This window comes from Streptomyces sp. NPDC057565 (genome assembly GCF_042801455.1).
In the GTDB taxonomy this organism is placed as follows: Bacteria; Actinomycetota; Actinomycetes; order Streptomycetales; family Streptomycetaceae; genus Streptomyces; species Streptomyces yanii.
The window spans coordinates 51,401-76,630 of the sequence record NZ_JBHVFU010000018.1 but is presented as its reverse complement, the minus strand read 5'-3'; the positions used below and the strand labels follow the sequence as shown (position 1 = coordinate 76,630).

At 69.6% G+C, this 25,230-nt stretch carries 22 protein-coding genes and 1 tRNA gene; 21 read left to right on the top strand and 2 right to left on the bottom strand.

What is annotated here, in order from left to right:
- Positions 1-3: 3 nt before the first annotated feature.
- Positions 4-1,953 carry a protease pro-enzyme activation domain-containing protein gene (locus tag ACFU8W_RS27680; RefSeq protein WP_384042467.1) on the bottom strand — a complete coding sequence of 650 codons (1,950 nt, stop codon included), beginning with the start codon at positions 1,951-1,953 and terminating at the stop codon, positions 4-6.
- Between the two features lie 545 nt (positions 1,954-2,498).
- Here ACFU8W_RS27680 and glyA (ACFU8W_RS27675) point away from each other — a divergent pair.
- The gene (gene glyA, locus ACFU8W_RS27675) at positions 2,499-3,797 is read left to right on the top strand and encodes a serine hydroxymethyltransferase (protein WP_384042463.1); all 1,299 of its coding nucleotides are present in this window, start codon (positions 2,499-2,501) and stop codon (positions 3,795-3,797) included.
- A gap of 276 nt (positions 3,798-4,073) precedes the next feature.
- Here the strand turns inward: glyA (ACFU8W_RS27675) and ACFU8W_RS27670 are convergent.
- A tRNA-Arg gene (locus ACFU8W_RS27670) sits at positions 4,074-4,145 on the bottom strand.
- Positions 4,146-4,352: 207 nt separating this feature from the next.
- Here ACFU8W_RS27670 and ACFU8W_RS27665 point away from each other — a divergent pair.
- From ACFU8W_RS27665 to ACFU8W_RS27570, 20 genes are all read left to right on the top strand, one after another.
- Positions 4,353-4,835 carry a response regulator gene (locus ACFU8W_RS27665; RefSeq protein ID WP_384042460.1) on the top strand — a complete coding sequence of 161 codons (483 nt, stop codon included), beginning with the start codon at positions 4,353-4,355 and terminating at the stop codon, positions 4,833-4,835.
- Between the two features lie 55 nt (positions 4,836-4,890).
- Positions 4,891-5,955 (top strand): ArgS-related anticodon-binding protein NrtL, encoded by a 1,065-nt coding sequence (gene nrtL / locus ACFU8W_RS27660; RefSeq protein WP_384042457.1) that lies wholly within the window; start codon positions 4,891-4,893, stop codon positions 5,953-5,955.
- Positions 5,956-5,981: 26 nt separating this feature from the next.
- Positions 5,982-7,373 carry a diaminopimelate decarboxylase gene (lysA, locus tag ACFU8W_RS27655; RefSeq protein ID WP_384042454.1) on the top strand — a complete coding sequence of 464 codons (1,392 nt, stop codon included), beginning with the start codon at positions 5,982-5,984 and terminating at the stop codon, positions 7,371-7,373.
- Positions 7,374-7,469: 96 nt separating this feature from the next.
- The gene (locus ACFU8W_RS27650) at positions 7,470-8,825 is read left to right on the top strand and encodes a homoserine dehydrogenase (RefSeq protein WP_384042451.1); all 1,356 of its coding nucleotides are present in this window, start codon (positions 7,470-7,472) and stop codon (positions 8,823-8,825) included.
- 6 nt (positions 8,826-8,831) lie between these two features.
- On the top strand, positions 8,832-9,902 hold the full coding sequence (thrC, locus tag ACFU8W_RS27645; RefSeq protein WP_384042449.1) for a threonine synthase: 1,071 nt from the start codon (positions 8,832-8,834) through the stop codon (positions 9,900-9,902).
- Between the two features lie 259 nt (positions 9,903-10,161).
- Positions 10,162-11,079, top strand: a complete 918-nt coding sequence (thrB, locus tag ACFU8W_RS27640) for a homoserine kinase (RefSeq protein WP_345510317.1) — start codon at positions 10,162-10,164, stop codon at positions 11,077-11,079.
- 384 nt (positions 11,080-11,463) lie between these two features.
- Positions 11,464-13,464, top strand: a complete 2,001-nt coding sequence (rho, locus tag ACFU8W_RS27635) for a transcription termination factor Rho (protein ID WP_384042445.1) — start codon at positions 11,464-11,466, stop codon at positions 13,462-13,464.
- 371 nt (positions 13,465-13,835) lie between these two features.
- A complete protein-coding gene (locus tag ACFU8W_RS27630; protein WP_384042442.1) occupies positions 13,836-14,939 on the top strand; it encodes an LCP family protein in 1,104 nt (367 codons plus the stop codon).
- 182 nt (positions 14,940-15,121) lie between these two features.
- Positions 15,122-15,346: a 50S ribosomal protein L31 gene (gene rpmE, locus ACFU8W_RS27625; RefSeq protein ID WP_019764351.1), complete on the top strand. Its 225-nt coding sequence runs from the start codon at positions 15,122-15,124 to the stop codon at positions 15,344-15,346.
- Between the two features lie 183 nt (positions 15,347-15,529).
- Positions 15,530-16,606 carry a peptide chain release factor 1 gene (gene prfA / locus ACFU8W_RS27620; RefSeq protein ID WP_345510314.1) on the top strand — a complete coding sequence of 359 codons (1,077 nt, stop codon included), beginning with the start codon at positions 15,530-15,532 and terminating at the stop codon, positions 16,604-16,606.
- A 40-nt stretch (positions 16,607-16,646) separates the two neighbouring features.
- The gene (gene prmC, locus ACFU8W_RS27615; protein ID WP_384042438.1) at positions 16,647-17,492 is read left to right on the top strand and encodes a peptide chain release factor N(5)-glutamine methyltransferase; all 846 of its coding nucleotides are present in this window, start codon (positions 16,647-16,649) and stop codon (positions 17,490-17,492) included.
- 64 nt (positions 17,493-17,556) lie between these two features.
- Entirely contained in the window at positions 17,557-18,204 is a 648-nt protein-coding gene (locus ACFU8W_RS27610) for an L-threonylcarbamoyladenylate synthase (protein WP_327244332.1), read from the top strand.
- The gene (locus ACFU8W_RS27605) at positions 18,201-18,842 is read left to right on the top strand and encodes a protein-tyrosine-phosphatase (protein ID WP_266981456.1); all 642 of its coding nucleotides are present in this window, start codon (positions 18,201-18,203) and stop codon (positions 18,840-18,842) included. Before ACFU8W_RS27610 ends, ACFU8W_RS27605 begins: the two co-directional genes overlap by 4 nt.
- An 82-nt stretch (positions 18,843-18,924) precedes the next feature.
- Positions 18,925-20,190 carry a serine hydroxymethyltransferase gene (gene glyA, locus ACFU8W_RS27600; RefSeq protein WP_345510310.1) on the top strand — a complete coding sequence of 422 codons (1,266 nt, stop codon included), beginning with the start codon at positions 18,925-18,927 and terminating at the stop codon, positions 20,188-20,190.
- Positions 20,191-20,282: 92 nt separating this feature from the next.
- Positions 20,283-21,659, top strand: a complete 1,377-nt coding sequence (locus ACFU8W_RS27595) for an MraY family glycosyltransferase (protein ID WP_384042433.1) — start codon at positions 20,283-20,285, stop codon at positions 21,657-21,659.
- 262 nt (positions 21,660-21,921) lie between these two features.
- Positions 21,922-22,359, top strand: coding sequence for a hypothetical protein (locus ACFU8W_RS27590; protein WP_384042430.1), 438 nt, complete (start codon positions 21,922-21,924; stop codon positions 22,357-22,359).
- A 210-nt stretch (positions 22,360-22,569) separates the two neighbouring features.
- A complete protein-coding gene (gene atpB, locus ACFU8W_RS27585) occupies positions 22,570-23,406 on the top strand; it encodes a F0F1 ATP synthase subunit A (protein ID WP_266990472.1) in 837 nt (278 codons plus the stop codon).
- 72 nt (positions 23,407-23,478) lie between these two features.
- Complete coding sequence (gene atpE, locus ACFU8W_RS27580; RefSeq protein ID WP_030386954.1) at positions 23,479-23,706, top strand: ATP synthase F0 subunit C; 228 nt, start codon at positions 23,479-23,481, stop codon at positions 23,704-23,706.
- A 38-nt stretch (positions 23,707-23,744) separates the two neighbouring features.
- A complete protein-coding gene (locus ACFU8W_RS27575; protein WP_384042427.1) occupies positions 23,745-24,290 on the top strand; it encodes a F0F1 ATP synthase subunit B in 546 nt (181 codons plus the stop codon).
- Entirely contained in the window at positions 24,287-25,102 is an 816-nt protein-coding gene (locus ACFU8W_RS27570; RefSeq protein ID WP_384042423.1) for a F0F1 ATP synthase subunit delta, read from the top strand. Before ACFU8W_RS27575 ends, ACFU8W_RS27570 begins: the two co-directional genes overlap by 4 nt.
- Positions 25,103-25,230: the final 128 nt, after the last annotated feature.

The following is a 25,230-nucleotide window of genomic DNA, read 5'->3' as shown; positions in this document are numbered from 1 at the left end:
GCCTCAGTACCGGCGGTACGAGTTCACGTATCCGGCTGCCGGAGTCCCGACACCCGTCACGTCGTCGTATCCCCTGACCGCCTTCAGCGAGGCGTCCTTGCCGAGGCTGCGCACCGACGTCAGCAAGCCGTCCGCCGCGTCGGCGCCGTTGGCGAAGTCGACGCGGGCGACCGCGAGGTCACGGTCGGCACCCAGCGGGTGGTCGGTGACGTCGTGGTACGCCGTCGAGCCGTACCGGGCGTAGATCGCCGGGTTGGCGAAACCGAGCGGGCCGCCGTGCTGGGCCTGCTGCGCGAGCGCCTGGACGCCCGCGATGACCGGCGCCGCCAGCGACGTACCGCCGATGCGGTACTCGTCGTAGCCGAGGGAGCCGTCGGGCAGTGTCTGCGTCTGGCCGACCAGGAAGCCGGTGTTCGGGTCGGCGACGGCCGCGATGTCCGGGGCCGTGCGCATCCGCTTCTTCCCGTTCGCCTGCGCGAGCGAGTCCGGGACCACGCCGCGCTGGTAGAACGGCTGCTTCACGGTCGAGCTGGTGCCGCCGCCCGCGCCGGACGTGTACGCGCCCGGGAAGCCGGTCCAGCTCCTGCCGTCGGCGGCGAGGTTCGCCTTCAGCGTGCCCCAGCCGGTCTCCCACTGGTACGTGTCGTTCTTGCCGACGGCCAGGGAGGTGCCGCCGACCGACGTCACCCAGGCGGAGTTGGACGGGACGTCGATCTGCTTCGTGCCCGTGGATGCGACGTTGTCGCCCGCGTCACCGGATGAGAAGTAGAAGCCGATGCCCTCGACCGCGCCCATCTTGAAGACCTGGTCGTACGCGGCCGCGACGTCCGGGGTCTCGTTGGCCTCGATGTCGCCCCAGGAGTTGGAGACGATGTCGGCGAGCCGATGGTCGACGATCTTGTTGAGCGAGTCCAGCAGGTCGGCGTCGTAGCAGGACGCGCCGCCCACGTAGACGATGTCGGCGGAGGGCGCGACCGCGTGCACGGCCTCGACGTCGAGGGTTTCCTCGCCGTACCAGCCGGAGGCCCCGCACTCCTCGGTCTTCGTGTAGTCGTCCGGCAGGACCTGGCTGAGCTGGCCGCGCCTGTACGGGGCGTCGCCGTTGCGCGCGGCGTACTCGGCAGCGTCCTTCGCGATGGTCGGCGAGGCGTACGCGTCGGTGATCGCGACGGTCACGCCCTTGCCGGTCCAGCTGCCCGCACCGTAAGCGGCACGCAACTGCTTGCCGGTGTAGCCCTTGATCGCGTACGGCACCCTGGAGCCGTAGGCGCTCGGCAGCGTCGAGGCCGTCCTGGAGCCGAAGTACGAGGAGAACGGACCGGAGTTGCGGAACACCGCGTCCGGCGGCGGCAGCGTCTCGTCGTGACTCGACCTGTGCGGCGCGTTGTCCAGACCGGAGACGGCGAGGACGGCGTCGCTCAGCGCGGCCGGGACGGAGGCCGTGGAGGACGGGGCGCGGTAGGTCCGGCTGCCCTTGCGGTAGTTGCGCAGCTGGGTGCTGAACGCCTTCTCGGCCGCGGCGACGTCACCGGTGGCGGAGACGTAGTGCTGATGGGCGCCGGTGACGGTCAGACCGCTCGACTTCAGCCACTGGACCACCTGGTCGATCTGCTGCTGGGTCGCCCCGAACCGGGCCTGCGCCTCCTTGGCGCTCAGGTACTTCCCGTACGAGGGTGACGCCGGGTCGGACACGGCGGCGGCGTAGGCCGTCAGCCCCTTCGCGTCCCTGCCGGCCAGATGGACCCGGACACTCACCTTTCCGCTGTCGGCGGTGGCGCCCTGGTCGGCCTTGGCCGTGGCCCAGACCGGCTTGCTGCCCTGCAGAGCGTCGCGACCCGCGGGTGCGGAGTCCGCGCTGGCGGACGGTATGCCGAGCGCGAGTGCACCGGCGAGCAGCGGCAGTGTCGCTGCCATGCTCAGACCGGCGCGACGCCTGGCGCGACTGGTTCTCATGTAACCCCCTGCGATGTGGGTCTTCGCGTGCGGAGCATGTGCCGGATGATGTGCACATGTAAGCCGCCACTCTGGCGAGGAACCCTTTACGTAAGGGGCATGCATTCGCCAAGAAACTGTCAAGAGGGGGCAACTGAAGGGGAGTTAGAGGTGAAAGGTCGGAAATGAGCGCAACCGGGAAGGTGCTGCTCCGACCGCCCTGACCGGTTGTCTGTGCGCGCCCCCGGAAGTCGGCCATTGCCTCGCGGACGGGTCTGCTCCGCCGGACCGCAGGGGAGTCGGCGAGGGCGGCCCCGGCCCGTACGAGCGCTCCACCGCCCTCGCGGCCACCAAGGGTGTCAATCAGGGCGAACATCCACGAACGGCCCATCCGACAGCCACCCGGGCCGCCCCCGTCGGTAGACTGGGAGGCGCCGCGACTGGCGCGCATCCCGGCAGGGGTGCTCCGTGGAACCGACCACGAGGAAGCGGCACACTCCGGGCCTGCCCGGAGGCGTCACCGCCGGAGAGCCGTCCGCCTGGGCATCCGGGTCCACGCCGCAGCAATGCGCCAGACCCGGGAGGATCCCGTGACGACACCCGAAAACCGCCGCCCCGCACTCACCGCCACCGACCCGGAACTCGCCGCCCTCGTCACCGCGGAGGAGCGGCTCCAGGCCGACACCCTGCGCCTGATCCCCAGTGAGAACTACGTCTCCGCAGCCGTGCTGGAGGCCTCCGGCACGGTGCTCCAGAACAAGTACTCCGAGGGCTACCCCGGCAAGCGGTACTACGAGGGCCAGCAGATCATCGACCAGGTGGAGACGGTGGCCGTCGAACGGGCCACATCCCTCTTCGGCATGGACCACGCCAATGTGCAGCCGTACTCCGGCTCGCCCGCCAACCTCGCGGTGTACCTGGCTTTCCTGCAGCCGGGCGACACCGTGCTCGGCATGTCGCTGCCGATGGGCGGCCACCTCACCCACGGCTGGGGCGTCTCCGCGACCGGCACCTGGTTCCGCGGTGTGCAGTACGGCGTCCGCCGCGACACCGGCCGTATCGACCTGGACGAGGTCCGCGACCTGGCCCTCGCCGAGCGCCCCAAGGTGATCTTCTGCGGCGGTACGGCAGTGCCCCGGGAGATCGACTTCGCCGGCTTCGCCGAGATCGCCGAGGAGGCCGGCGCGGTCCTGGTCGCCGACATCGCCCACATCGCGGGCCTGATCGCGGGTGGCGCCCACCCCTCGCCCGCCCCGTACGCCGACGTGGTCTCCACCACCACCCACAAGACCCTGCGTGGTCCGCGCGGAGCGATGCTGCTGAGCCGGGCGGAGCACGCCCGCGCCATCGACCGCGCCGTCTTCCCCGGCCTCCAGGGCGGCCCGCACAACCAGACGACGGCGGCGATCGCGGTGGCCCTCAAGGAGGCCGCGACCCCCGGCTTCAGCGCCTACGCCCATCAGGTCGTGGCCAACGCCCGCGCCCTGGGAGAGGAGTTGGCCTCCCGCGGCTTCGACCTGGTCTCCGGCGGCACGGACAACCACCTCCTGCTGATCGACCTCACCGGCAAGGACGTACCCGGCAAGATCGCGGCGAAGGCCCTGGACCGGGCCGGCATCGTCGTCAACTACAACGCCGTCCCGTACGACCCCCGAAAGCCGTTCGATCCGTCCGGCATCCGCATCGGCACCCCCGCCCTGACCTCCCGCGGGATCCCCGCCTCCGAGATGGGCACGGTCGCGGAGTGGATCGACCGGGTGGTCGTGGCGGCGCGCACCGGTGACGAGACCGTGGTGGAGAAGGTGCGCGCAGAGGTGAGGACCCTGATGGACGCGTACCCGGCGCCGGGGCTGCCGGTGGGCTGATCAGGGCCCGGCCGTTCTGCCGGAGGTCCGGCGTCTGCGACGGAACGGCCGAATCCGCCCCTTGCCGGGGCACCGCGTTCTGTCCTCCACCGGTTCCGCCTGGGATCGACGGCGATGCGGGGCAGGGGTCCATCCGGGGCGGCGTGTCCGACCCCGGATGGACCGCTTCCGCGAGTGGAGCCGCGACCCTCCGGCTGCGGATCGTCGGCAGAAACGCCAAGACCCCGCCCCAGCGAGTTCGCTGATGGCGAGGTCTGTTCGGCACTTCCTGCGAAGTGCCCCCGGCAGGATTCGAACCTGCGCACCCGGCTCCGGAGGCCGATGCTCTATCCCCTGAGCTACGGGGGCGTGTCGCCGTCTTGCTTGGCGACGAATGAAACACTACCAGCTTCTGGCGGGTGTCCGTGAACAGGTATTTCCGTGCGGTCACCGTCGCACGTCGCCCCCCGTGCCCCGGCGCCGCCGTCCTCCGCGTCGCCGGCGCGCTTGCGCGCCCGTCCGCCGGGACGCCGTGTCGGCCATGTGCCCCCGCCGACCACCCGTCCGGGGCCGGAAATGGGCAAAACCCGGACGCAGCCCCTACGCCCGACCTACCCTCGGAGTGTGTCAGGGGCGTGTGGCCGCGTGCTTGTTGTCGACGACAACAAGGTCATCCGGCAGTTGATCAGGGTCAATCTCGAGCTTGAGGGCTTCGAGGTCGTGACCGCGGCCGACGGTGTCGAGTGTCTGGATCTGGTGCATCAGGTCTGTCCGGATGTGATCACTCTTGATGTCGTCATGCCCCGGCTCGACGGTCTGCAGACCGCCACCCGGCTCCGTTCCGATCCCCGGACCAGCCATCTGCCCGTCGCGATCATCAGCGCCGGTACGCAGTACGAAGTGGACAACAGTGTCGCCGCCGGGGTCGACGCCTTCCTGGCGAAGCCCTTCGAGCCGAGCGAGCTGGTGCGGCTCGTACGACAGTTGGCGAACAGGGAGGCCCCGCCGTCGATCGACGGCAGACACCCTGCCGGGAGGGCGGAGAGCGCCGCGGGCTGACCGTATGGCGAAACCGGGTCGCGAAAGGCCCCCCTCCCTCCCCTACGCTTGTCCCGTGACCCCCGCCGATCTCTCCAGGACCGTGCTGCACGCTGTGCGCCGCGCGGTCGACGAGGACGTCCTGCGCGCGCCCGTGCCCGCGCGGGTGCGGGTGGAGAGGACCAGGCCCGGCGGGACCGGGGACTACGCCTGTGCCGTCGCGCTGCAGTTGGCCGGCCCTGCCGCGCGTCCGGCCAGGGAAGTGGCCGAGATCCTGCGGGACCGGGTCGCCGGTGCACCCGGGATCGGGCGGGTCGACGTCACCGGGCCAGGGTTCCTGAGCTTCACCCTCGACGCGTCGGCCGATGTCCGGGCGCGCGAGGCACTCGTCCGCGAGGTGCTGGCGCGAGGGACCCGGTACGGACACGGGGACACGCTCGCCGGAGACATCCTGCAGTTCAGTCATGCCCGCGAGGTCCGGGCGGCGGTCACCACCCACACGCTGCGCGCGATCGCGCGCACGCAGGGCGCGCTCGTGCGTACCGGCTGCGACGGGACGCCCGACCCGGACTGGGCACGGCTGGGTGTTCACATCGACGCACACGGGAAGCCGCCGGCTCCGCTCACCGCCATCCGGCCCGTTCCCGCCGGCGCCGGCGCGGGGGAGCTGCTGCGGCGGCTCGGTCCCGACGCCACCCGGTGGGGACTGCTGCGGCCGGCCGGACACGACCACGCCCCGCTCGGTGCGGAGCTGCTCGTCCAGGGCGCCGGCAACCCGCTCTTCCTGGTCCGTTACGCCCACTCCCGGGTCTGCGCCCTCACCCGCGGCGCAGCCCTGCTCGGATTCACCGGGACGTACGACGACGACGTCGACGCCCCCGCACTGCTGCGCACGCTGGCCGACTACCCCCAGGCTCTCGCCGCCGCCGCCCGTCACCGCGCCCCCGACCGGCTCGCCCGGCAGCTCGAAGAGGTTGCGCACGCCTTCTTCGACTTCCACGACGCCTGCCCGCCGCTGCCCATGGGTGACGAGAAACCCTCGGCCGCCCACCGCTCCCGGCTGGCCGTTGCCGAAGCTGCCGGGGCGGTGCTCGCAGGCGGCCTGTCCCTGCTCGGCATCAGCGCACCCGAAGTCCTCTGAGAGACCTGAAAGAGCAGAGCAACACCATGAGCCGATCCGCACACCCCGCCGGTCCCCGTCACGCCGACGTCCTGACCGAGGGCCACTACGCAGCCCCGCCCGCCGACCTCAACGCCCTCGACGAGAAGGTCTGGGCCCGCACCGTCTCCCGCAACGACGACGGCGTCGTCGCCGTCGGCGGGATCGAAGTGACCCGGCTGGCCGAGGAATTCGGGACGCCCGCCTACTTCCTCGACGAGAGCGACTTCCGCGCCCGCTGCCGCGCCTGGGCCGACGCCTTCGGGCGGGACGCCGACGTCTTCTACGCCGGAAAGGCCTTCCTGTCGCGGGCCGTGGTGCGCTGGCTCCGGGAGGAGGGGCTCAACCTCGACGTCTGTTCCGGTGGTGAGCTGACCACCGCGCTCGGCGCCGGGATGCCCGCCGAACGCATCGCCTTCCACGGCAACAACAAGACCGTCGCCGAGATCGAGCGCGCCATCGAGGCCGGCGTCGGGCGGATCGTGCTCGACTCGTTCCAGGAGATCGTCCGGGTCTCGCACGTCGCGCAGCGGCTCGGCAAGCGGCAGCGCGTACAGATCCGGGTGACCGTCGGCGTCGAGGCGCACACCCACGAGTTCATCGCCACCGCGCACGAGGACCAGAAGTTCGGCATCGCGCTGGCCGGGGGAGAGGCCGCCGAGGCGGTCCGCCGGGCGCTCGCCCTCGACGGGCTCGAACTCATCGGCATCCACTCGCACATCGGCTCGCAGATCTTCGACATGGCCGGCTTCGAGGTCTCCGCCCGACGGGTGGTCCAGCTCCTCGCCGAGGTGCGCGACGAGCACGGCATCGAACTGCCGGAGATCGACCTCGGCGGGGGTCTCGGCATCGCGTACACCTCCGACGACGACCCGCGCGAGCCGCACGAGATCGCCAAGGCGCTCAGCGACATCGTGACCCGCGAGTGCGAGGCGGCCGGGCTCGCGACCCCGCGGATCTCGGTCGAGCCGGGGCGCGCCATCGTCGGACCCACCGCGTTCACGCTGTACGAGGTCGGCACCCTCAAGCACCTCGAAGGGCTCCGTACGTACGTCAGTGTCGACGGCGGCATGTCGGACAACATCCGCACCGCGCTGTACGACGCCGAGTACTCCGTTGCGCTCGTCTCCCGCCGCTCCGACGCCGAGCCGATGCTCGTCCGCGTCGTCGGCAAGCACTGCGAGAGCGGCGACATCGTGGTCAAGGACGCGTTCCTGCCGTCGGACCTCGCGCCCGGCGACCTGATCGCGGTGCCCGCCACCGGCGCCTACTGCCGCTCCATGGCGAGCAACTACAACCACGCGCTGCGCCCGCCCGTCGTCGCCGTGCGCGACGGAGAGGGGCGCGTGATCGTCCGGCGCGAGACGGAGGAAGATCTCCTGCGTCTTGATGTCGGCTGATGAAATAGATGTCTCAGGATCCGGACGGGTGACAGAAACGCCCGTCCGGTGAGTGAGACTGGTCCACACATGAGCATGTATGAGAAACGAGGTCGGATGATGCGTACGCGTCCGCTGAAGGTGGCGCTGCTGGGCTGTGGAGTGGTCGGCTCAGAGGTGGCGCGCATCATGACGACGCACGCCGACGACCTCGCCGCGCGCATCGGCGCGCCCGTGGAGCTCGCCGGCGTCGCCGTCCGCCGTCCTTCCAAGGTGCGCGAGGGCATCGACCCCGCACTCATCACCACCGATGCGACCGCCCTGGTCAAACGGGGCGACATCGACGTCGTCATCGAGGTCATCGGCGGCATCGAGCCCGCCCGCACGCTCATCACCACCGCCTTCGAGCACGGCGCGAGCGTCGTCTCCGCCAACAAGGCGCTGCTCGCCGAGGACGGCGCCGCACTGCACGCCGCCGCCGAGCAGCAGGGCCGGGACCTCTACTACGAGGCAGCCGTCGCCGGTGCCATTCCGCTCGTACGGCCGCTGCGCGAGTCCCTCGCCGGCGACAAGGTCAACCGGGTGCTCGGCATCGTCAACGGCACGACCAACTTCATCCTCGACAAGATGGACACCAGCGGCGCGGGCTACTCCGAGGCGCTCGACGAGGCCACCGCCCTCGGGTACGCCGAGGCAGACCCGACCGCCGACGTCGAGGGCTTCGACGCCGCCGCCAAGGCCGCGATCCTTGCCGGGATCGCCTTCCACACCCGGGTGAAGATCGGTGAGGTGCACCGCGAGGGCATCACCGAGGTCACCGCCGCCGACATCGCCTCGGCCCGCCGCATGGGCTGCACCGTCAAGCTCCTCGCCATCTGCGAGCGGGCCGCCGACGGGCAGTCCGTCACCGCGCGCGTGCACCCCGCGATGATCCCGCTCAGTCACCCGCTGGCCTCCGTCCGCGAGGCGTACAACGCGGTCTTCGTCGAGGCCGAGGCCGCCGGGCAGCTGATGTTCTACGGCCCCGGCGCCGGTGGCTCGCCGACCGCCTCCGCGGTCGTCGGCGACCTGGTCGCGGTCTGTCGCAACAAGCTCGGCGAGGCCACCGGTCCCGGTGAGTCCGCGTACACGCGTCTGCCGGTCAGCCCCATGGGCGAGGTCGTCACGCGGTACCACATCAGCCTCGACGTGGCCGACAAGCCTGGCGTACTCGCCCAGGTCGCGACGGTCTTCGCCGAACAGGGCGTATCCATCGATACGGTTCGCCAGCAAGGCCGAAATGCAGGCAGCGGCGACGACGTCGCCATCGAGCAGGGTGGCGGCGGGCGACGGGCGGGCGGAGGCGGCGAGGCATCCCTCGTCGTCGTCACCCACCGCGCGCCCGACGCCGCCCTCTCGGCGACCGTCGAAGCGCTGCGCAAGCTCGACACCGTGCGCGGTGTCGCCAGCATCATGCGTGTTGAAGGGGAGTAAGGACCCATGACCACCAAGGGCACCCACCAGTGGCGCGGCATCATCGAGGAGTACCGGGACCGTCTCCCGGTCACGAGCACGACGCAGGTCGTCACGCTTCGTGAGGGTGGTACGCCGCTCGTTCCCGCTCAGGTCCTCTCCGAGCGTACGGGCTGCGAGGTGCACCTCAAGGTGGAGGGCGCCAACCCCACCGGGTCCTTCAAGGACCGCGGAATGACGATGGCGATCACCCGGGCCAAGGAGGAGGGCGCACGGGCGGTCATCTGCGCCTCCACCGGCAACACCTCCGCCTCCGCCGCCGCGTACGCGGTGCGGGCCGGTATGGTCTGCGCCGTCCTCGTGCCGCAGGGCAAGATCGCCCTCGGCAAGATGGGCCAGGCGCTCGTCCACGGCGCCAAGATCCTGCAGGTCGACGGCAACTTCGACGACTGCCTGACGCTGGCCCGCTCGCTCTCGGACAACTACCCGGTGGCGCTGGTCAATTCGGTCAACCCGGTGCGGATCGAGGGCCAGAAGACCGCGGCGTTCGAGATCGTCGACGCGCTCGGCGACGCCCCGGACATCCACGTCCTGCCGGTCGGCAACGCGGGCAACATCACCGCGTACTGGAAGGGTTACACGGAGTACGCGGCGGACGCGATGTCCACGCACAAGCCGCGCATGTGGGGCTTCCAGGCCTCCGGCTCCGCGCCCATCGTCCGCGGCGAGGTCGTCAAGGACCCGTCGACCATCGCCACCGCGATCCGGATCGGCAACCCGGCCTCCTGGCAGTACGCGCTGGCCGCGCGGGACGAGTCGGGCGGCTTCATCGACGAGGTCACGGACCGTCAGATCCTGGCCGCCTACCGGCTGTTGGCCTCACAGGAGGGCGTCTTCGTCGAGCCCGCCTCGGCCGCGTCGGTCGCCGGTCTGCTCAAGGCCGCCGAAGAGGGCAAGGTCGACCCGGGCCAGAAGATCGTCTGCACGGTCACCGGCAACGGCCTGAAGGATCCCGACTGGGCCGTCGCAGGCGCCCCGCAGCCGGTCACGGTACCGGTCGACGCGGCCACCGCCGCGGAGAAGCTGGGCCTCGCGTAACCGGAACAACAGCAGCTCAACCGCCCCTTTTCGGGGCGGAGAGCGCATGGGAGGCGTGCGACACGCATCGTGCGCCTCCTGTGCGCCCTATGTCGCGACAGAACCTTCCTTCGATAAGCTGTACCCAACCTGCCACGCCGCACCTGCCGCGGTGCTGCCGTCGTGGCCATCGGGTTCTCCACAGGCTTACGAAAGATTCACCGCCACAATCCCCACCGCAACACATCCCCGCTGCCTCACAAGGAGAGTCGTCGAAGCGATGGCCGGTCCCGCCTTCCGAGCCGCCGCCGTCCGGGTGCGCGTCCCTGCTACCAGCGCCAACCTGGGTCCGGGCTTTGACGCCCTCGGCCTGTCGCTGGGGCTCTACGACGACGTCGTCGTCCGCGTCGCCGACTCCGGCCTGCACATCGACATCGCCGGCGAGGGTGCCGACACCCTGCCCCGCGATGAGAGTCACCTCCTCGTGCGCTCCCTGCGAACCGCCTTCGACCTGCTCGGCGGACAGCCCCGCGGCCTGGAGATCGTCTGCGCCAACCGCATCCCGCACGGGCGCGGCCTCGGCTCGTCCTCCGCCGCCATCTGCGCCGGCATCGTCGCGGCCCGCGCCGTGACCACCGGCGGCGACGCCCGGCTCGACGACGCGGCCCTGTTGGAGCTCGCCACCGAGATCGAGGGCCACCCCGACAACGTCGCCGCATGCCTGCTCGGCGGCTTCACGCTTGCGTGGATGGACGGCGGATCCGCACGGGCGATCAGGATGGATCCCTCTGATTCCATCGTTCCGGTGGTTTTCGTCCCCGGCAAGCCGGTCCTCACCGAGACGGCCCGCGGACTGCTGCCGCGCACCGTCCCGCACGTCGACGCCGCGTTCAACGCAGGCCGTGCCGCGCTCCTCGTCGAGGCCATGACACGGCGCCCCGAGCTGCTGCTCGCCGCGACCGAGGACCGACTGCACCAGGAATATCGCGCCCCGGCGATGCCGGAGAGCGTGGAACTTGTGAACCGACTGCGCGCCGACGGCGTCCCTGCAGTCATCTCCGGTGCCGGGCCGACCGTGCTCGCGCTGGCCGAGGACGGTGCGGCCGACAAGGTCGCACGGCTGGCGGGCGAGGGATGGGCGGCCAACCGGCTCACTCTCGACGCCTCGGGTGCGAGTGTTTTGCCACTCGCTCCGTAGCGAGAAGTGATTGCCGGTGAGGGAGAGGGGGAATGTTTGTTGGAGCCGGTAGTGTTAACCTCAAGTCTGCAACCGACGTCTATGTGGCGCGTTGCTTCGTGTCCCTTTCCGGGGCCACCATTTCTTCCGAGAGCCTCCCCAACTGCCTGAGCAGCCTGCCTGAGCAGTTTTGAGCACGCTCCGGAACCGGCACGACACCCCTCGCTTGTCCAGGAGTGGGCCGAGCAGGGGGATGCTCGCGCCGGACCCTTGCACATTCATCTCTCCGCCGTACCCGGCGGACCACCGCCCCGGCACGGTCCGCAAGATCAAAAGACCGCAGTCGGACAGCACAACCGGTCGCCGAGCCAGAAGGCCGACGTCCGCTCCAGGGAAGGACCCTTCGTGAGCGACACCACCGATCTGATGGGCGTGACTGCCGACAAGACCGTCGACAGCGCCGCGCCCGCCGAAGGTGCTGCCACTGGCACCACCGCACGGCGCCGCCGCTCCGGCACCGGCCTCGATGGCATGGTTCTGGCCGAGCTGCAGCAGGTCGCGTCCGGCCTCGGCATCAAGGGCACTGCGCGGATGCGCAAGAGCCAGCTGATCGAGGTCATCAAGGAGGCGCAGGCCGGCACTGCTGCGCCCAAGGCCGCTGCCGCCGACGCCGAGACCAAGCCCAAGCGGCGCGCCACCTCCAAGTCGCGCACCGGGGACGAGCCCGCCGCCGCGCCCGCCGAGAAGGCCACGGCTCAGCAGCAGATCGACATCCCCGGCCAGCCGGCCAGTGACGACCAGCCCGCGGGCGAGCGTCGTCGGCGCCGTGCGACCGCGCAGGCGGGCAGCCCGGAAACCAAGGCGGAGCCCAAGGTCGAGGCCAAGGCGGAGACGCAGGCCGAGCCGAAGGGCGAGGACCGCTCCGAGGCGAAGGCCGAAGCCGCCGTGGACACCGCCGAGGGCCGCCGTGGCGACCGTGGTCAGCGCGGTGAGCGTGGCGACCGCGGTGAGCGCGGCGACCGCCGTGACCGTCAGCGCGACCGCCGTGGCAAGGGCGACGAGCAGGGCGGTGGCCAGGGGCAGCAGGGCGGCCAGCGCCAGCAGCGCCAGGGGCAGAGCCAGCAGGGCGGCGGCGGCCCGCAGGACGACGGTTACGACGACGAGGCAGGTGGCCGTCGCGGTCGTCGTGGCCGCTACCGCGACCGCCGTGGCCGTCGTGGCCGCGACGACTTCGCGAGCGACGCACCGCCGGTCACCGACGACGACGTCCTGATCCCCGTCGCGGGCATCCTGGACATCCTCGACAACTACGCGTTCATCCGGACCTCCGGCTACCTGCCGGGCCCGAACGACGTGTACGTCTCGCTCGCCCAGGTCCGCAAGAACGGCCTGCGCAAGGGTGACCACGTCACCGGCGCGGTGCGCCAGCCCAAGGACGGCGAGCGCCGCGAGAAGTTCAACGCGCTCGTCCGCCTCGACTCCGTCAACGGAATGGCGCCGGAATCCGGCCGCGGCCGTCCGGAGTTCCAGAAGCTGACCCCGCTCTACCCGCAGGACCGGCTCCGTCTGGAGACCGACTCCAACGTCCTGACGACGCGGATCATCGACCTGGTCGCTCCCATCGGCAAGGGCCAGCGAGGCCTGATCGTGGCCCCGCCGAAGACCGGCAAGACCATGATCCTGCAGGCGATCGCGAACGCGATCACCGTCAACAGCCCCGAGTGCCACCTGATGGTCGTCCTGGTCGACGAGCGTCCGGAAGAGGTCACCGACATGCAGCGGTCGGTGAAGGGCGAGGTCATCTCCTCGACCTTCGACCGTCCCGCCGAGGACCACACCACCGTCGCCGAGCTGGCCATCGAGCGCGCCAAGCGTCTCGTCGAGCTGGGTCACGACGTGGTCGTCCTGCTGGACTCGATCACCCGCCTCGGCCGCGCGTACAACCTCGCGGCCCCGGCATCCGGCCGCATCCTGTCCGGTGGTGTCGACTCGACCGCGCTGTACCCGCCGAAGCGATTCTTCGGTGCCGCGCGCAACATCGAGGACGGCGGCTCGCTGACCATCCTGGCCACCGCGCTCGTCGAGACCGGCTCGCGCATGGACGAGGTGATCTTCGAGGAGTTCAAGGGCACCGGCAACATGGAGCTCAAGCTCGACCGGAAGCTCTCGGACAAGCGCATCTTCCCGGCGGTGGACGTCGACGCGTCCAGCACCCGTAAGGAAGAAATCCTGCTCGGCAGCGACGAGTTGGCGATTGTCTGGAAGCTGCGCCGGGTGCTCCACGCGCTCGACCAGCAGCAGGCGATCGAGCTGCTCCTGGACCGGATGAAGAAGACCCAGTCCAACGCGGAGTTCCTGCTCCAGATCCAGAAGACGACGCCCGCTCCGGGCAACGGCAACGACTGACCTCGTACCGTCCCGGCAGTCCTGGACCGCCGGTCGTCAAAAGGGCCGACCCCGTCACTTCCGTGACGGGGTCGGCCCTTTTTCCGGTCTTTTCCCCGAACCACCCGATCCGAGACCTTCGCCACACCGGCGACCGTTTCGCTTCCGCGCCCGATTTGGCTGTAACAGGCAAGAAACCGCAGGTGGGCGCGGGATCACCGGCTGTTCACCAGCGCTGCGCGCGGGGTCCGTCCTCACACGGGCGTCACAGGTCGCTGTGCAACCCTTCAACGAGTCACGACGTCGTACGACGTGGCGACAAGGCGACACAACCAGTGCCCGAACACCACAGCAGGGGGTAGCCGGGAGCAAGCGAGGATCGAGGGAGACGGATGAGCGGGCAGAGCGGCAGCACCACCCGGATACGCGCCACCGGCAAGCGCCGGAGGAAGCCGTCCCGCCGCCGCAGGGCCACGGTCATGGCCGCCTGGACCGCGGCCGGTGTGGTCGTCGTCGGCGGTGCCGGGCTGGGATACGCGTACGTCAAGCTCAACGACAATCTCAAGGCCGTCGACATCAACGCCGCGCTCGGCAAGAACCGCCCCGTCGACGTCGACAACGGCTCGCAGGACATCCTCGTCCTCGGCTCCGACTCCCGCTCCGGCGCGAACTCCGCGTACGGCGCGGACGAAGGCACCGCCCGCTCGGACACCGCGATGGTCGTGCACGTCAACAAGGGCCACAAGACGGCAAGCGTCGTCTCCATCCCGCGCGACACCCTCGTCACCCGCCCCGCCTGCACGAGCGACACCACCGGTGAGACGGTCGCGGGCGAGCAGCGCGCGATGTTCAACACGGCGTACGAGGTCGGCGGACCGGCCTGCGCGGTCAAGACCGTCGAGTCGATGTCCGGCATCCGCATGGACCACTACGTCGAGGTCGACTTCACCGGCTTCAAGAAGCTCATCGACCAGCTCGGCGGCGTCAAGATCACCACCACGCAGGCGATCGACGACTCCAAGAGCCATCTGCATCTGCAGCCCGGCACCCACACCCTCGACGGCGAGCAGTCGCTCGGACTGGTCCGCACCCGCAAGAGCGTCGGCGACGGCAGCGACCTCGGCCGCATCCAGCTCCAGCAGGCGTTCATCAAGGCGCTGATGGAACAGGCGAAGAGCGTCGGGGTGTTCTCGAACCCCAAGACCCTGTTCGATCTCGCGGACACGGCGACGAAGGCCGTCACCACCGACTCCGACCTGGGTTCGGTCAAGAAGCTCACCGGCTTCGCCACCGGTCTCAAGGGGCTCGGCTCGAAGAACGTCACCATGGTGACGATGCCCGTGCAGTACGACCCGGCCGACCCGAACCGCGTCATACCGCTGGAGGAGTCCGCGCAGCAGGTGTGGACCGCCCTCAAGCACGACAGGCCGATCCCGGCCTCCGCCACCGAGAAGTCGGCGGGCGACAAGGGCGAGGCCGGCAAGGTCGTCCAGTAGACCTCCGCCACATCAGTAACAGGACAGTCACGATGTGTTCCCGAACGGTCGGGAATAGTTGCGACCCGCCCCCGGTTTTGGGAGATACGGCCGGTCCTGGCAGACTGGTACGTCGGCCCCGGTTCACGGACGCGCAAATCCGCGCGTGCGACCCGGTGCCCTCCCGAACCTAGGAGACACCCTTGAAGCGCGACATCCACCCCGAGTACGTCGAGACGCAGGTCAGCTGCACCTGTGGCGCGTCGTTCACCACCCGGAGCACCATCGACGGCGGCACCATCCGCGCCGACGTCTGCTCCGAATGCCACCCGTTCTACACGGGCAAGCAGAAGATCCTCGACACCGGTGGCCGTGTGGCCCGCTTCGAGGCCCGCTTCGGCAAGGCTGCAGGCTCCGCCAGCAAGTAGCGAGCTCATGCGCCGGTCCTTGGCGCCCTCTTCCGGGGGCGCCAAGGCCGGCGTTTTTTTCCGGCCGGGTGTACGGGTCCCCCGCACCCCGCCCGGACAGCACGGCGCCGTGCAGCAGGCATATCGAGTAACTTCCCCGAGCTCTTGATGAGCAGGGGATACCCCACCCCCCAGGAGCCCCCGATGTTCGAGGCGGTCGAGGAACTGATCGGCGAACAGGCCGATCTTGAGAAGAAGCTCGCGGATCCCGCGGTCCACGCCGACCAGGCCAACGCGCGCAAGCTCAACAAGCGCTACGCCGAGCTGACCCCGATCGTCGGTGCGTACCGCTCCTGGAAGCAGACCGGTGACGACATCGAAACCGCCCGCGAGCTCGCCGCGGACGACCCCGAGTTCGCCGCCGAGGTCAAGGACCTGGAGAAGCAGCGCGAGGAGCTCACCGAGAAGCTCCGCCTCCTCCTGGTCCCCCGCGACCCCAGTGACGACAAGGACGTGCTCCTGGAGATCAAGGCGGGCGCGGGCGGCGACGAGTCCGCCCTCTTCGCCGGCGATCTGCTGCGCATGTACCTGCGGTACGCCGAGCGCATCGGCTGGAAGACCGAGATCATCGACTCCACCGAGTCCGAGCTCGGCGGCTACAAGGACGTCCAGGTCGCCGTGAAGACCAAGGGCGGCAACGGTGCCATCGAGCCCGGCCAGGGCGTGTGGGCCCGGCTGAAGTACGAGGGCGGGGTGCACCGCGTGCAGCGCGTGCCGTCCACCGAGTCGCAGGGGCGCATCCACACCTCCGCCGCCGGTGTGCTCGTCACGCCCGAGGCGGAGGAGGTCGACGTCGAGATCCACGCCAACGATCTCCGTATCGACGTCTACCGCTCCTCGGGCCCCGGCGGCCAGTCCGTCAACACCACGGACTCCGCCGTCCGCATCACGCACCTGCCGACCGGTGTCGTCGCCTCCTGCCAGAACGAGAAGAGCCAGCTCCAGAACAAGGAGCAGGCGATGCGTATCCTGCGTTCGCGACTGCTTGCCGCGGCCCAGGAAGCGGCCGAGCAGGAAGCCTCGGACGTCCGACGCAGCCAGGTGCGTACCGTCGACCGTTCCGAGAAGATCCGTACGTACAACTTCCCGGAAAACCGGATCTCGGACCACCGCGTCGGCTTCAAGGCGTACAACTTGGACCAGGTGCTCGACGGGGAGCTGGACGCCGTGATCCAGGCCTGTGTCGACGCCGACTCCGCCGCCAAGCTCGCCGCCGCATAAGAACGCCAGCCCCGCCCGTAAACCCGTACGGAGAACCGCGATGAACCTGCTGCTCGCCGAGGTGGCCCAGGCCACCCAGCGGCTGGCCGACGCCGGTGTACCCTCGCCGCGATTCGACGCGGAGGAACTCGCCGCGTTCGTGCACGGCGTCAAGCGGGGCGAGCTGCACCAGGTGCCGGACGAGGACTTCGACGCCCGGTACTGGGAGGCCGTCGCCCGCCGCGAGGCCCGTGAACCGCTCCAGCACATCACCGGCCGCGCCTTCTTCCGCTACCTGGAGCTCCAGGTCGGCCCCGGTGTCTTCGTGCCCCGCCCGGAGACCGAGTCGGTCGTCGGCTGGGCGATAGACGCCGTTCGCGCGATGGATGTCGTCGAGCCGCTGATCGTCGACCTGTGCGCGGGATCGGGCGCCATCGGCCTCGCCATGGCCCAGGAGGTGCCGCGCTCGCGCGTGCACGCCGTGGAGCTCTCCGAGGACGCCCTCAGATGGACGCGGAAGAACGCCGAGGGGTCTCGGGTCACCGTGCACAGCGGAGACGCTCTGACGGCCCTTCCCGAGCTTGACGGCCAGGTCGACCTGGTCATCTCCAACCCGCCGTACATCCCGCTCACCGAGTGGGAGTACGTGGCACCCGAGGCCCGTGACCACGATCCGGAGATGGCGCTCTTCTCCGGCGAGGACGGCCTCGACACGATCCGCGGCATCGAACGCACCGCGCACCGCCTGCTGCGCCCCGGTGGCCTCGTCGTCATCGAGCACGCCGACACCCAGGGCGGCCAGGTGCCGTGGATCTTCACCGAGGAGCGGGGCTGGGCCGACGCGGCCGACCACCCCGATCTGAACCGACGTCCCCGGTTCGCGACGGCCCGCAAGGCCATGCCGTGACCGGCGCCCCGCACCCGCACGACCCGTACCCGTCATACCCGTACATGCTTGAGGAGGCCGGCTGATGGCACGGCGATACGACTGCAACGACGCGACCGACCGTACGACGGGTCTGCGTGAAGCCGCGTCCGCCGTCCGCCGCGGAGAACTGGTCGTGCTGCCCACCGACACCGTGTACGGGATCGGTGCCGACGCCTTCAGTGCCGAGGGCGTCGCCGACCTGCTCGACGCCAAGGGCCGCGGCCGCAACATGCCGACCCCTGTCCTGATCGGCTCCCCGAACACCCTGCACGGCCTCGTGACGGACTTCTCCGAGCAGGCCTGGGAGCTCGTCGACGCCTTCTGGCCGGGAGCACTCACGCTCGTCGCCAAGCACCAGCCCTCGCTCCAGTGGGACCTCGGCGACACCCGCGGCACCGTCGCCATCCGGATGCCGCTGCACCCGGTCGCCATCGAACTGCTCACCGAGGTCGGCCCGATGGCCGTCTCCAGCGCCAACCTCACCGGACACCCGGCTCCCGAGGACTGCGACGCCGCCCAGGAGATGCTCGGCGACTCCGTCTCCGTCTACCTCGACGGCGGCCCGACGCCCGGCATCGTGCCGTCCTCGATCGTCGACGTCACCGGCAAGGTCCCGGTCCTGCTGCGGGCCGGAGCCCTCTCCGTGGAGGAACTCCGCAAGGTGGTACCAGACCTCGAGGTGGCCAATTGACCGCCCCTGAGGGGCGTGGCATAGCGGGGCGGACCGACACTTTCCGCATCCTCCACGTCAGCACCGGCAACGTCTGCCGCTCGCCGATCACCGAGCGGCTGACCCGCCATGCCCTGGTGGACCGGCTCGGCGACCCGCTCAGCGGCGGCCTGATCGTGGAGAGCGCGGGCACCTGGGGGCACGAAGGCGCCCCCATGGAGGCCAACGCCGAGATCGTCCTCGCCGACTTCGGCGCCGATGCCACCGGCTTCGTCGGCCGCGAGCTCCTCGACGAGCACGTGATCCGCGCCGACCTCGTCCTGACCGCCACCAGGGACCACCGCGCCCAGGTGATCTCGATGGGTCACTCGGCCGGCCTGAGGACGTTCACGCTCAAGGAATTCACCCGGCTGGTCCGGGCCATAGACCCCGCGACGCTGCCCGACGCGCGCGACGAGGGCGTCGTCGAACGCGCCCGTGCGCTGGTCCGTGCGGCCGCCGCGCTGCGCGGCTGGTTGCTGGCCCCCACTGCCGAGGCGGACGAGGTCTACGACCCGTACGGCGCCCCGATCACGTTCTTCCGTTCCATCGGCGACGAGATCAACCAGGCGCTCGATCCGGTGGTCACCGCACTGACGGGCGTACCGGCCCCGCACTGATGCGCCCGGGCAGTGGGCGGGCGCGCGCGTACCGGCCTACATTGGATCCGACGCCAACCCTCCCCAGGCCCGGAGCCGTCAGATGTCGGTCACCACTCCCGCCGCACCGTCCTCCGCCCCCGTCACCGCCCTGCCGCAGGACTTCGGCGCCCTGCTCCGGGGGGACCCGGAAATCGCCGACGTGCTGCTGGGGGAGCTGCACCGGCAGTCGACCACGCTGCAGCTGATCGCCGCCGAGAACTTCACCTCGCCCGCGGTCCTCGCCGCCCTCGGCTCGCCGCTCGCCAACAAGTACGCCGAGGGCTACCCCGGCGCCCGCCATCACGGCGGCTGCGAGCTGGCCGACGCCGCCGAACTCATCGCCGTCCAGCGGGCCACCACGCTCTTCGGAGCCGAGCACGCGAACGTTCAGTCGCACTCCGGCTCCTCGGCCGTCCTGGCGGCGTACGCGGCCCTGCTGCGCCCCGGTGACACGGTCCTCGCGATGGGACTCCCGTACGGCGGACACCTCACCCATGGCTCGCCCGCCAACTTCTCCGGCCGATGGTTCGAGTTCGTCGGGTACGGGGTCGACTCGGAGAGCGGCCTGATCGACTACGAGCAGGTGCGCACCCTGGCCCGGGCACACCGGCCCAAGGCGATCGTCAGCGGTTCGATCTCGTACCCCCGCCATCCCGACTACGAGGCGTTCCGCGAGATCGCCGACGAGGTCGGCGCGTATCTGATCGCCGACGCCGCGCACCCGATGGGCCTGATCGCCGGGGGAGCGGCGCCCAATCCCGTGCCGTACGCCGACGTGGTGTGCGCCACCACGCACAAGGTGCTGCGCGGGCCGCGCGGCGGCATGATCCTGTGCGGAGCGGAGCTGGCCGAGCGGATCGACCGGGCGGTCTTCCCGTTCACCCAGGGCGGCGCGCAGATGCACACGGTCGCGGCGAAGGCGGTCGCGTTCGGCGAGGCGGCGACACCGGCGTTCACCACGTACGCCCATCAGGTGGTGACACACGCCCGGGTGCTGGCGGCCGGCCTGGAGGCCGAGGGGTTCGAGGTGACCACCGGCGGCACGGACACCCATCTGATCGTCGCGGACCCGGCGCCCCTGGGCGTCGACGGCCGCACAGCCCGCGAACGGCTCGCGGCGGCGGGCATGGTCCTGGACACCTGCGCGCTGCCCTACGGGGACGCCCGGGGCATCCGGCTCGGCACGGCCGCGGTCACCACCCAGGGCATGAACGACACCGACATGGCGCGGCTCGCGGTGCTCTTCGGGGCCGCGGTACGTGCGGAAGGCGACGTCCGTGCCGAGGTGAGGGAACTGGCCGGGAAATATCCTCCCTATCCGGGGTAGACGCGGTCCATGCAACCATCACCCGTACCTCCGTGTCCTCAACCATGAGGCCGACGTAGTTAAGGTGTGGGCTGAGATGGCCGGCGATATCTGTGGGGCAGCCCGTGCGTGATTACTTGCTGACACTCTGTGTCACGGCCGCGGTGACCTATCTGCTCACCGGCCCGGTGCGAAAGTTCGCCATCGCGGTCGGGGCGATGCCCGCGATCCGTGCGCGTGACGTCCACCGAGAACCGACACCGAGGCTCGGTGGCATCGCCATGTTCGGCGGGTTGTGCGCCGGACTGATCGTCGCGGCCCATCTGTACAACCTGGACAGTGTGTTCCAGCTCTCCAGCGAACCGCGGGCGCTGCTCTCCGGTGCCGCGCTGATCTGGCTGATCGGCGTCCTCGACGACAAGTTCGAGATCGATGCGCTGATCAAGCTCGGCGGGCAGATGATCGCCGCCGCGGTCATGGTCATCCAGGGTCTGACGATCCTGTGGCTGCCGATCCCCGGTATCGGCACGGTCGCGCTCACCCAGTGGCAGGGCACGCTGCTCACCGTCGCGCTGGTCGTCATCACGATCAACGCGGTGAACTTCGTCGACGGCCTGGACGGTCTGGCGGCCGGCATGGTGTGCATCGCCTCCGCCGCGTTCTTCCTCTACACGTACCGGCTCTGGTACGGGCACATGATCGAGGCGGCCGCCCCCGCGACGCTCTTCACGGCGATCCTGATGGGCATGTGCCTCGGCTTCCTGCCGCACAACATGCATCCCGCCCGGATCTTCATGGGTGACTCCGGCTCGATGCTCATCGGTCTCGTGCTGGCCGCCGGTGCGATTTCCGTCACGGGGCAGGTCGACCCGGACGCGATGAAGCTCTTCGCGGGCAGTGAGCGAGAGGCCACGCACGCGATGCTGCCGGTCTTCATTCCGCTGCTGCTGCCGCTGACGATCATCGCGATCCCGGCCGCGGACCTGGTGCTGGCGATCGTCCGGCGCACCTGGAAGGGCCAGTCGCCGTTCGCCGCGGACCGCGGCCATCTGCACCACCGGTTGCTGGAGATCGGCCATTCGCACAGCAGGGCCGTGCTGATCATGTATTTCTGGTCGGCCCTGATCGCCTTCGGTGCGGTCGGCTACTCGGTGCACTCGGCGTCGCTGTGGATCGTGCTGGTGGTCATGGGGCTGAGCGCGGTGGGACTGGTCCTGCTGCTGATGCCCCGCTTCACGCCGCGCGCCCCGCGCTGGGCGGAGCGCTTCGTGCCGCCCCGCTACCGCCGCTGGGACCGGCGGGGCAAGAGGTCCTCAGCCGCGTACGAGGCAGAACGGGAGCCCCAGGAGGCGCAGATGGGGCAGCAGGACGAGCACGAGCCGCGGGAGCCGGCACGTGTCGTCGTCGGTGTCTCCGGCGTCAACGGAGCGACCGCGATCGGACCCCGTTCGCGGTCCTCGGAAAGTCGTAAGGCTGATTCCGCCCGCTGACAATTCGGATACCGAGGGGCAATACCGGACAGGATATGGAGTTGTCTTGCTCACACGCGCGGATTAACTCTCATGTGTGACAGCAAGCACACTTTCTTGGTAAAGACCTCATCAAATAGTTTGTGATACCGTTCACTAAGCCCGGTGACACAGCCGAAGGACCCTAGTGAGTCGGTCCATTGGCCCGAGGCATCGACTCGGACCGGGCCTACGCTCGTCCATGACGACACACTGCCCATCCCCTGCAAGCGGAGCTGCCGCCATGCCGTCCAACGACGTCCGGACTCTCCTTCAAGCCGCCGTACCCACCGCTGTCGCCGGCGCCGTCGCCGTTGCTGTCAGCGCTGGTGTCGCCGGTGGCAAGGGAGCCCTCGGGGCGCTCGTTGCGACCATCGTGGTGGTCCTCTTCATGGGGATCGGCCTCGTGGTTCTGCAACGGACCGCCAGGTCCCTGCCTCACCTGTTCCAGGCGATGGGGCTGATGCTGTATACGGCTCAGCTTCTCCTGCTGTTCATCTTTGTCGCCGCATTCAAGAACACGACGATGTTCAACCCGAAAGCTTTCGCGATCACTCTGGTCGCGCTGACTCTCGTGTGGATCGGCGCGCAGGCGCGTGCGCATATGAAGGCCAAGATCCTTTACGTCGAGCCCGAGTCCGACCAGGGCGACAAGCCCACGAACACGGGCCCGAAGGCGTGAAGGGTAGGGGCGGAATAAGTGCAGGTTCGAGACCCTGCTATCGTCCGGTTCCAACTGCGGCACTGCGGGCGCGGGCATGTGAGCTGACGCCTGCTCGATCGCGAGGCTCAATGCCTGACTGCCGCTCACACATCCGTAACACCAGTCCAGTGCCGAACCGCGGCTGCGCGCCGCGCCGACACAACGAGGTTGCCGTACCTATGCGCCACGCTGAAGGAGCCCGCGGTGAGTGCTGACCCGACACAGGTGCTCGCCTTCGAGACCGATTGCCACATCTTCTCCGGTTGTGGTTTCCCGGGTCCTGGCTTGCACTCTTTCCTGTTCGAGCCGATCTTCGGTGACGCGGACAGCAACGTCTACTTCAACAAGACGATGCTGCTGGCGCTCCTCGGTACGGTCATCATCGTCGGCTTCTTCTGGGCCGCCTTCCGCAAGCCGAAGGTCGTCCCGGGCAAGCTGCAGATGGTCGCCGAGGCCGGTTACGACTTCGTCCGCCGCGGCATCGTCTACGAGACGCTCGGCAAGCGCGAGGGCGAGAAGTACGTCCCGCTGATGGTGTCGATCTTCTTCTTCGTCTGGATGATGAACCTCTGGTCGATCATCCCGCTCGCCCAATTCCCGGTGACGTCGATCATCGCGTACCCGGCGGGCCTGGCGGCGATCGTCTACGTCCTCTGGATGAGCATCACCTTCAAGCGCCACGGTTTCGTCGGCGGCTTCAAGAACCTGACGGGCTACGACAAGTCGCTCGGCCCGGTGCTGCCGCTGGTCATGGTCATCGAGTTCTTCTCGAACGTCCTGGTCCGGCCCTTCACGCACGCGGTCCGACTCTTCGCGAACATGTTCGCCGGTCACACGCTGCTGCTCCTCTTCACCATCGCCAGCTGGTACCTGCTGAACGGTATCGGTATCGCCTACGCGGGTGTCTCGTTCGTGATGGTCATCGTGATGACCGCCTTCGAGCTGTTCATCCAGGCTGTTCAGGCGTACGTCTTCGTGCTCCTGGCGTGCAGCTTCATTCAGGGCGCTGTCGCCGAGCACCACTGATCGCGCCTCCCCTCCCCCCAGTCGTCCGGTGGCCAACCCCCACCGGTCCGTGAAAGAGAAGGAAGAACTGGCATGTCCCAGACCCTTGCCGCCGTCACCGGTTCCCTCAGCTCCGTCGGATACGGCCTGGCCGCCATCGGCCCCGGCGTCGGCGTCGGCATCATCTTCGGTAACGGCACGCAGGCTCTCGCTCGTCAGCCCGAGGCTGCCGGCCTGATCCGCGCCAACCAGATTCTCGGCTTCGCCTTCTGTGAGGCGCTCGCCCTGATCGGTCTGGTCATGCCGTTCGTCTACAGCTGACGAACTGCGACTAGTCCGTTCCGACGAAAGGCACTGATGTGAACCCCCTGGTTCAGCTGGCGGCCGAAAAGCCTGAGAATCCGCTCGTTCCGCCGCTCCCTGAGCTCGTCATCGGTCTGATCGCCTTCGTCATCGTCTTCGGCTTCCTCGCCAAGAAGCTCCTCCCGAACATCAACAAGGTTCTGGAAGAGCGCCGTGAGGCCATCGAAGGCGGTATCGAGAAGGCCGATGCGGCCCAGACCGAGGCCCAGAGCGTTCTTGAGCAGTACAAGGCTCAGCTCGCCGAGGCCCGCCACGAGGCCGCGCGCCTGCGCCAGGAGGCTCAGGAGCAGGGCACCGTGATCCTGCAGGAGATGCGGGCGGAAGGTCAGCGGCAGCGCGAGGAGATCATCGCCGCCGGCCACGCCCAGATCGAGGCCGACCGCAAGGCCGCGGCTTCCGCGCTGCGCCAGGACGTGGGCAAGCTCGCCACCGACCTGGCCGGCAAGCTCGTCGGCGAGTCCCTCGAGGACCACGCCCGGCAGAGCCGCACCATCGACCGTTTCCTCGACGAGCTCGAGGCGAAGGCCGAGGCTGTCCGATGAACGGCGCGAGCCGCGAGGCACTGGCTGCCGCACGTGAGCGTCTCGACGCGCTGACCGACAACACGTCGGTCGACGCGGCGAAGCTCGCCGAGGAGCTGGCCGCCGTCACGGCGCTGCTCCACCGCGAGGTCTCACTGCGACGGGTCCTGGTCGACCCGTCGCAGGGCGCCGAGGCCAAGGCGGAGCTGGCCGGACGACTGCTGCGCGGTCAGGTGGGCGGCGAGACCGTCGACCTGATCTCCGGCATGGTCCGCTCGCGCTGGTCGCAGTCGCGTGACCTGGTCGACTCGGTCGAGGAACTGGCGAGCACCGCAGATCTCACCGCCGCCCAGCGCAGCGGGGATCTCGACGACGTCGAGGACGAGCTCTTCCGGTTCGCCCGGATCGTCGCCTCCGACAAGGAGCTGCGCGCCGCGCTCACCAACCGGTCCGCGTCCGTCGCTGCCAAGGCTGAGCTGCTGCGCAGCCTGCTCGGCGGCAAGGCACGGCCCACCACCGAGCGCCTCGTCGTGCGGCTTGTGACCCAGCCCCGGGGACGTAGCCTGGAAGCGGGACTCGAGTCCCTCTCCAAGCTTGCCGCGGAGCGCCGGGACCGCATGGTCGCCGTGGTCACGTCGGCAGTGCCGCTGAGCGATCAGCAGAAGGAGCGCCTCGGCGCCGCACTGGCGACGATCTACGGTCGGCCGATGCACCTGAATCTCGATGTGGACCCGGCGGTCCTCGGCGGGATCGCGGTGCGGGTCGGTGACGAGATCATCAACGGCAGCGTCGCGGAGCGCCTCGACGAGGTGTCCCGCCGCATGGCCGGCTGACACAGCGCAGCAACAGAACAAGCAAGACCAGCGGCCCGGTTGGGCCGTGCAGAAATTGCAGAAGATTCCTGGGGGTCGGCCCCCAGACCCCCTTAAGAAACTTCGGGCCCAACAAGGAGAGCAGGGAA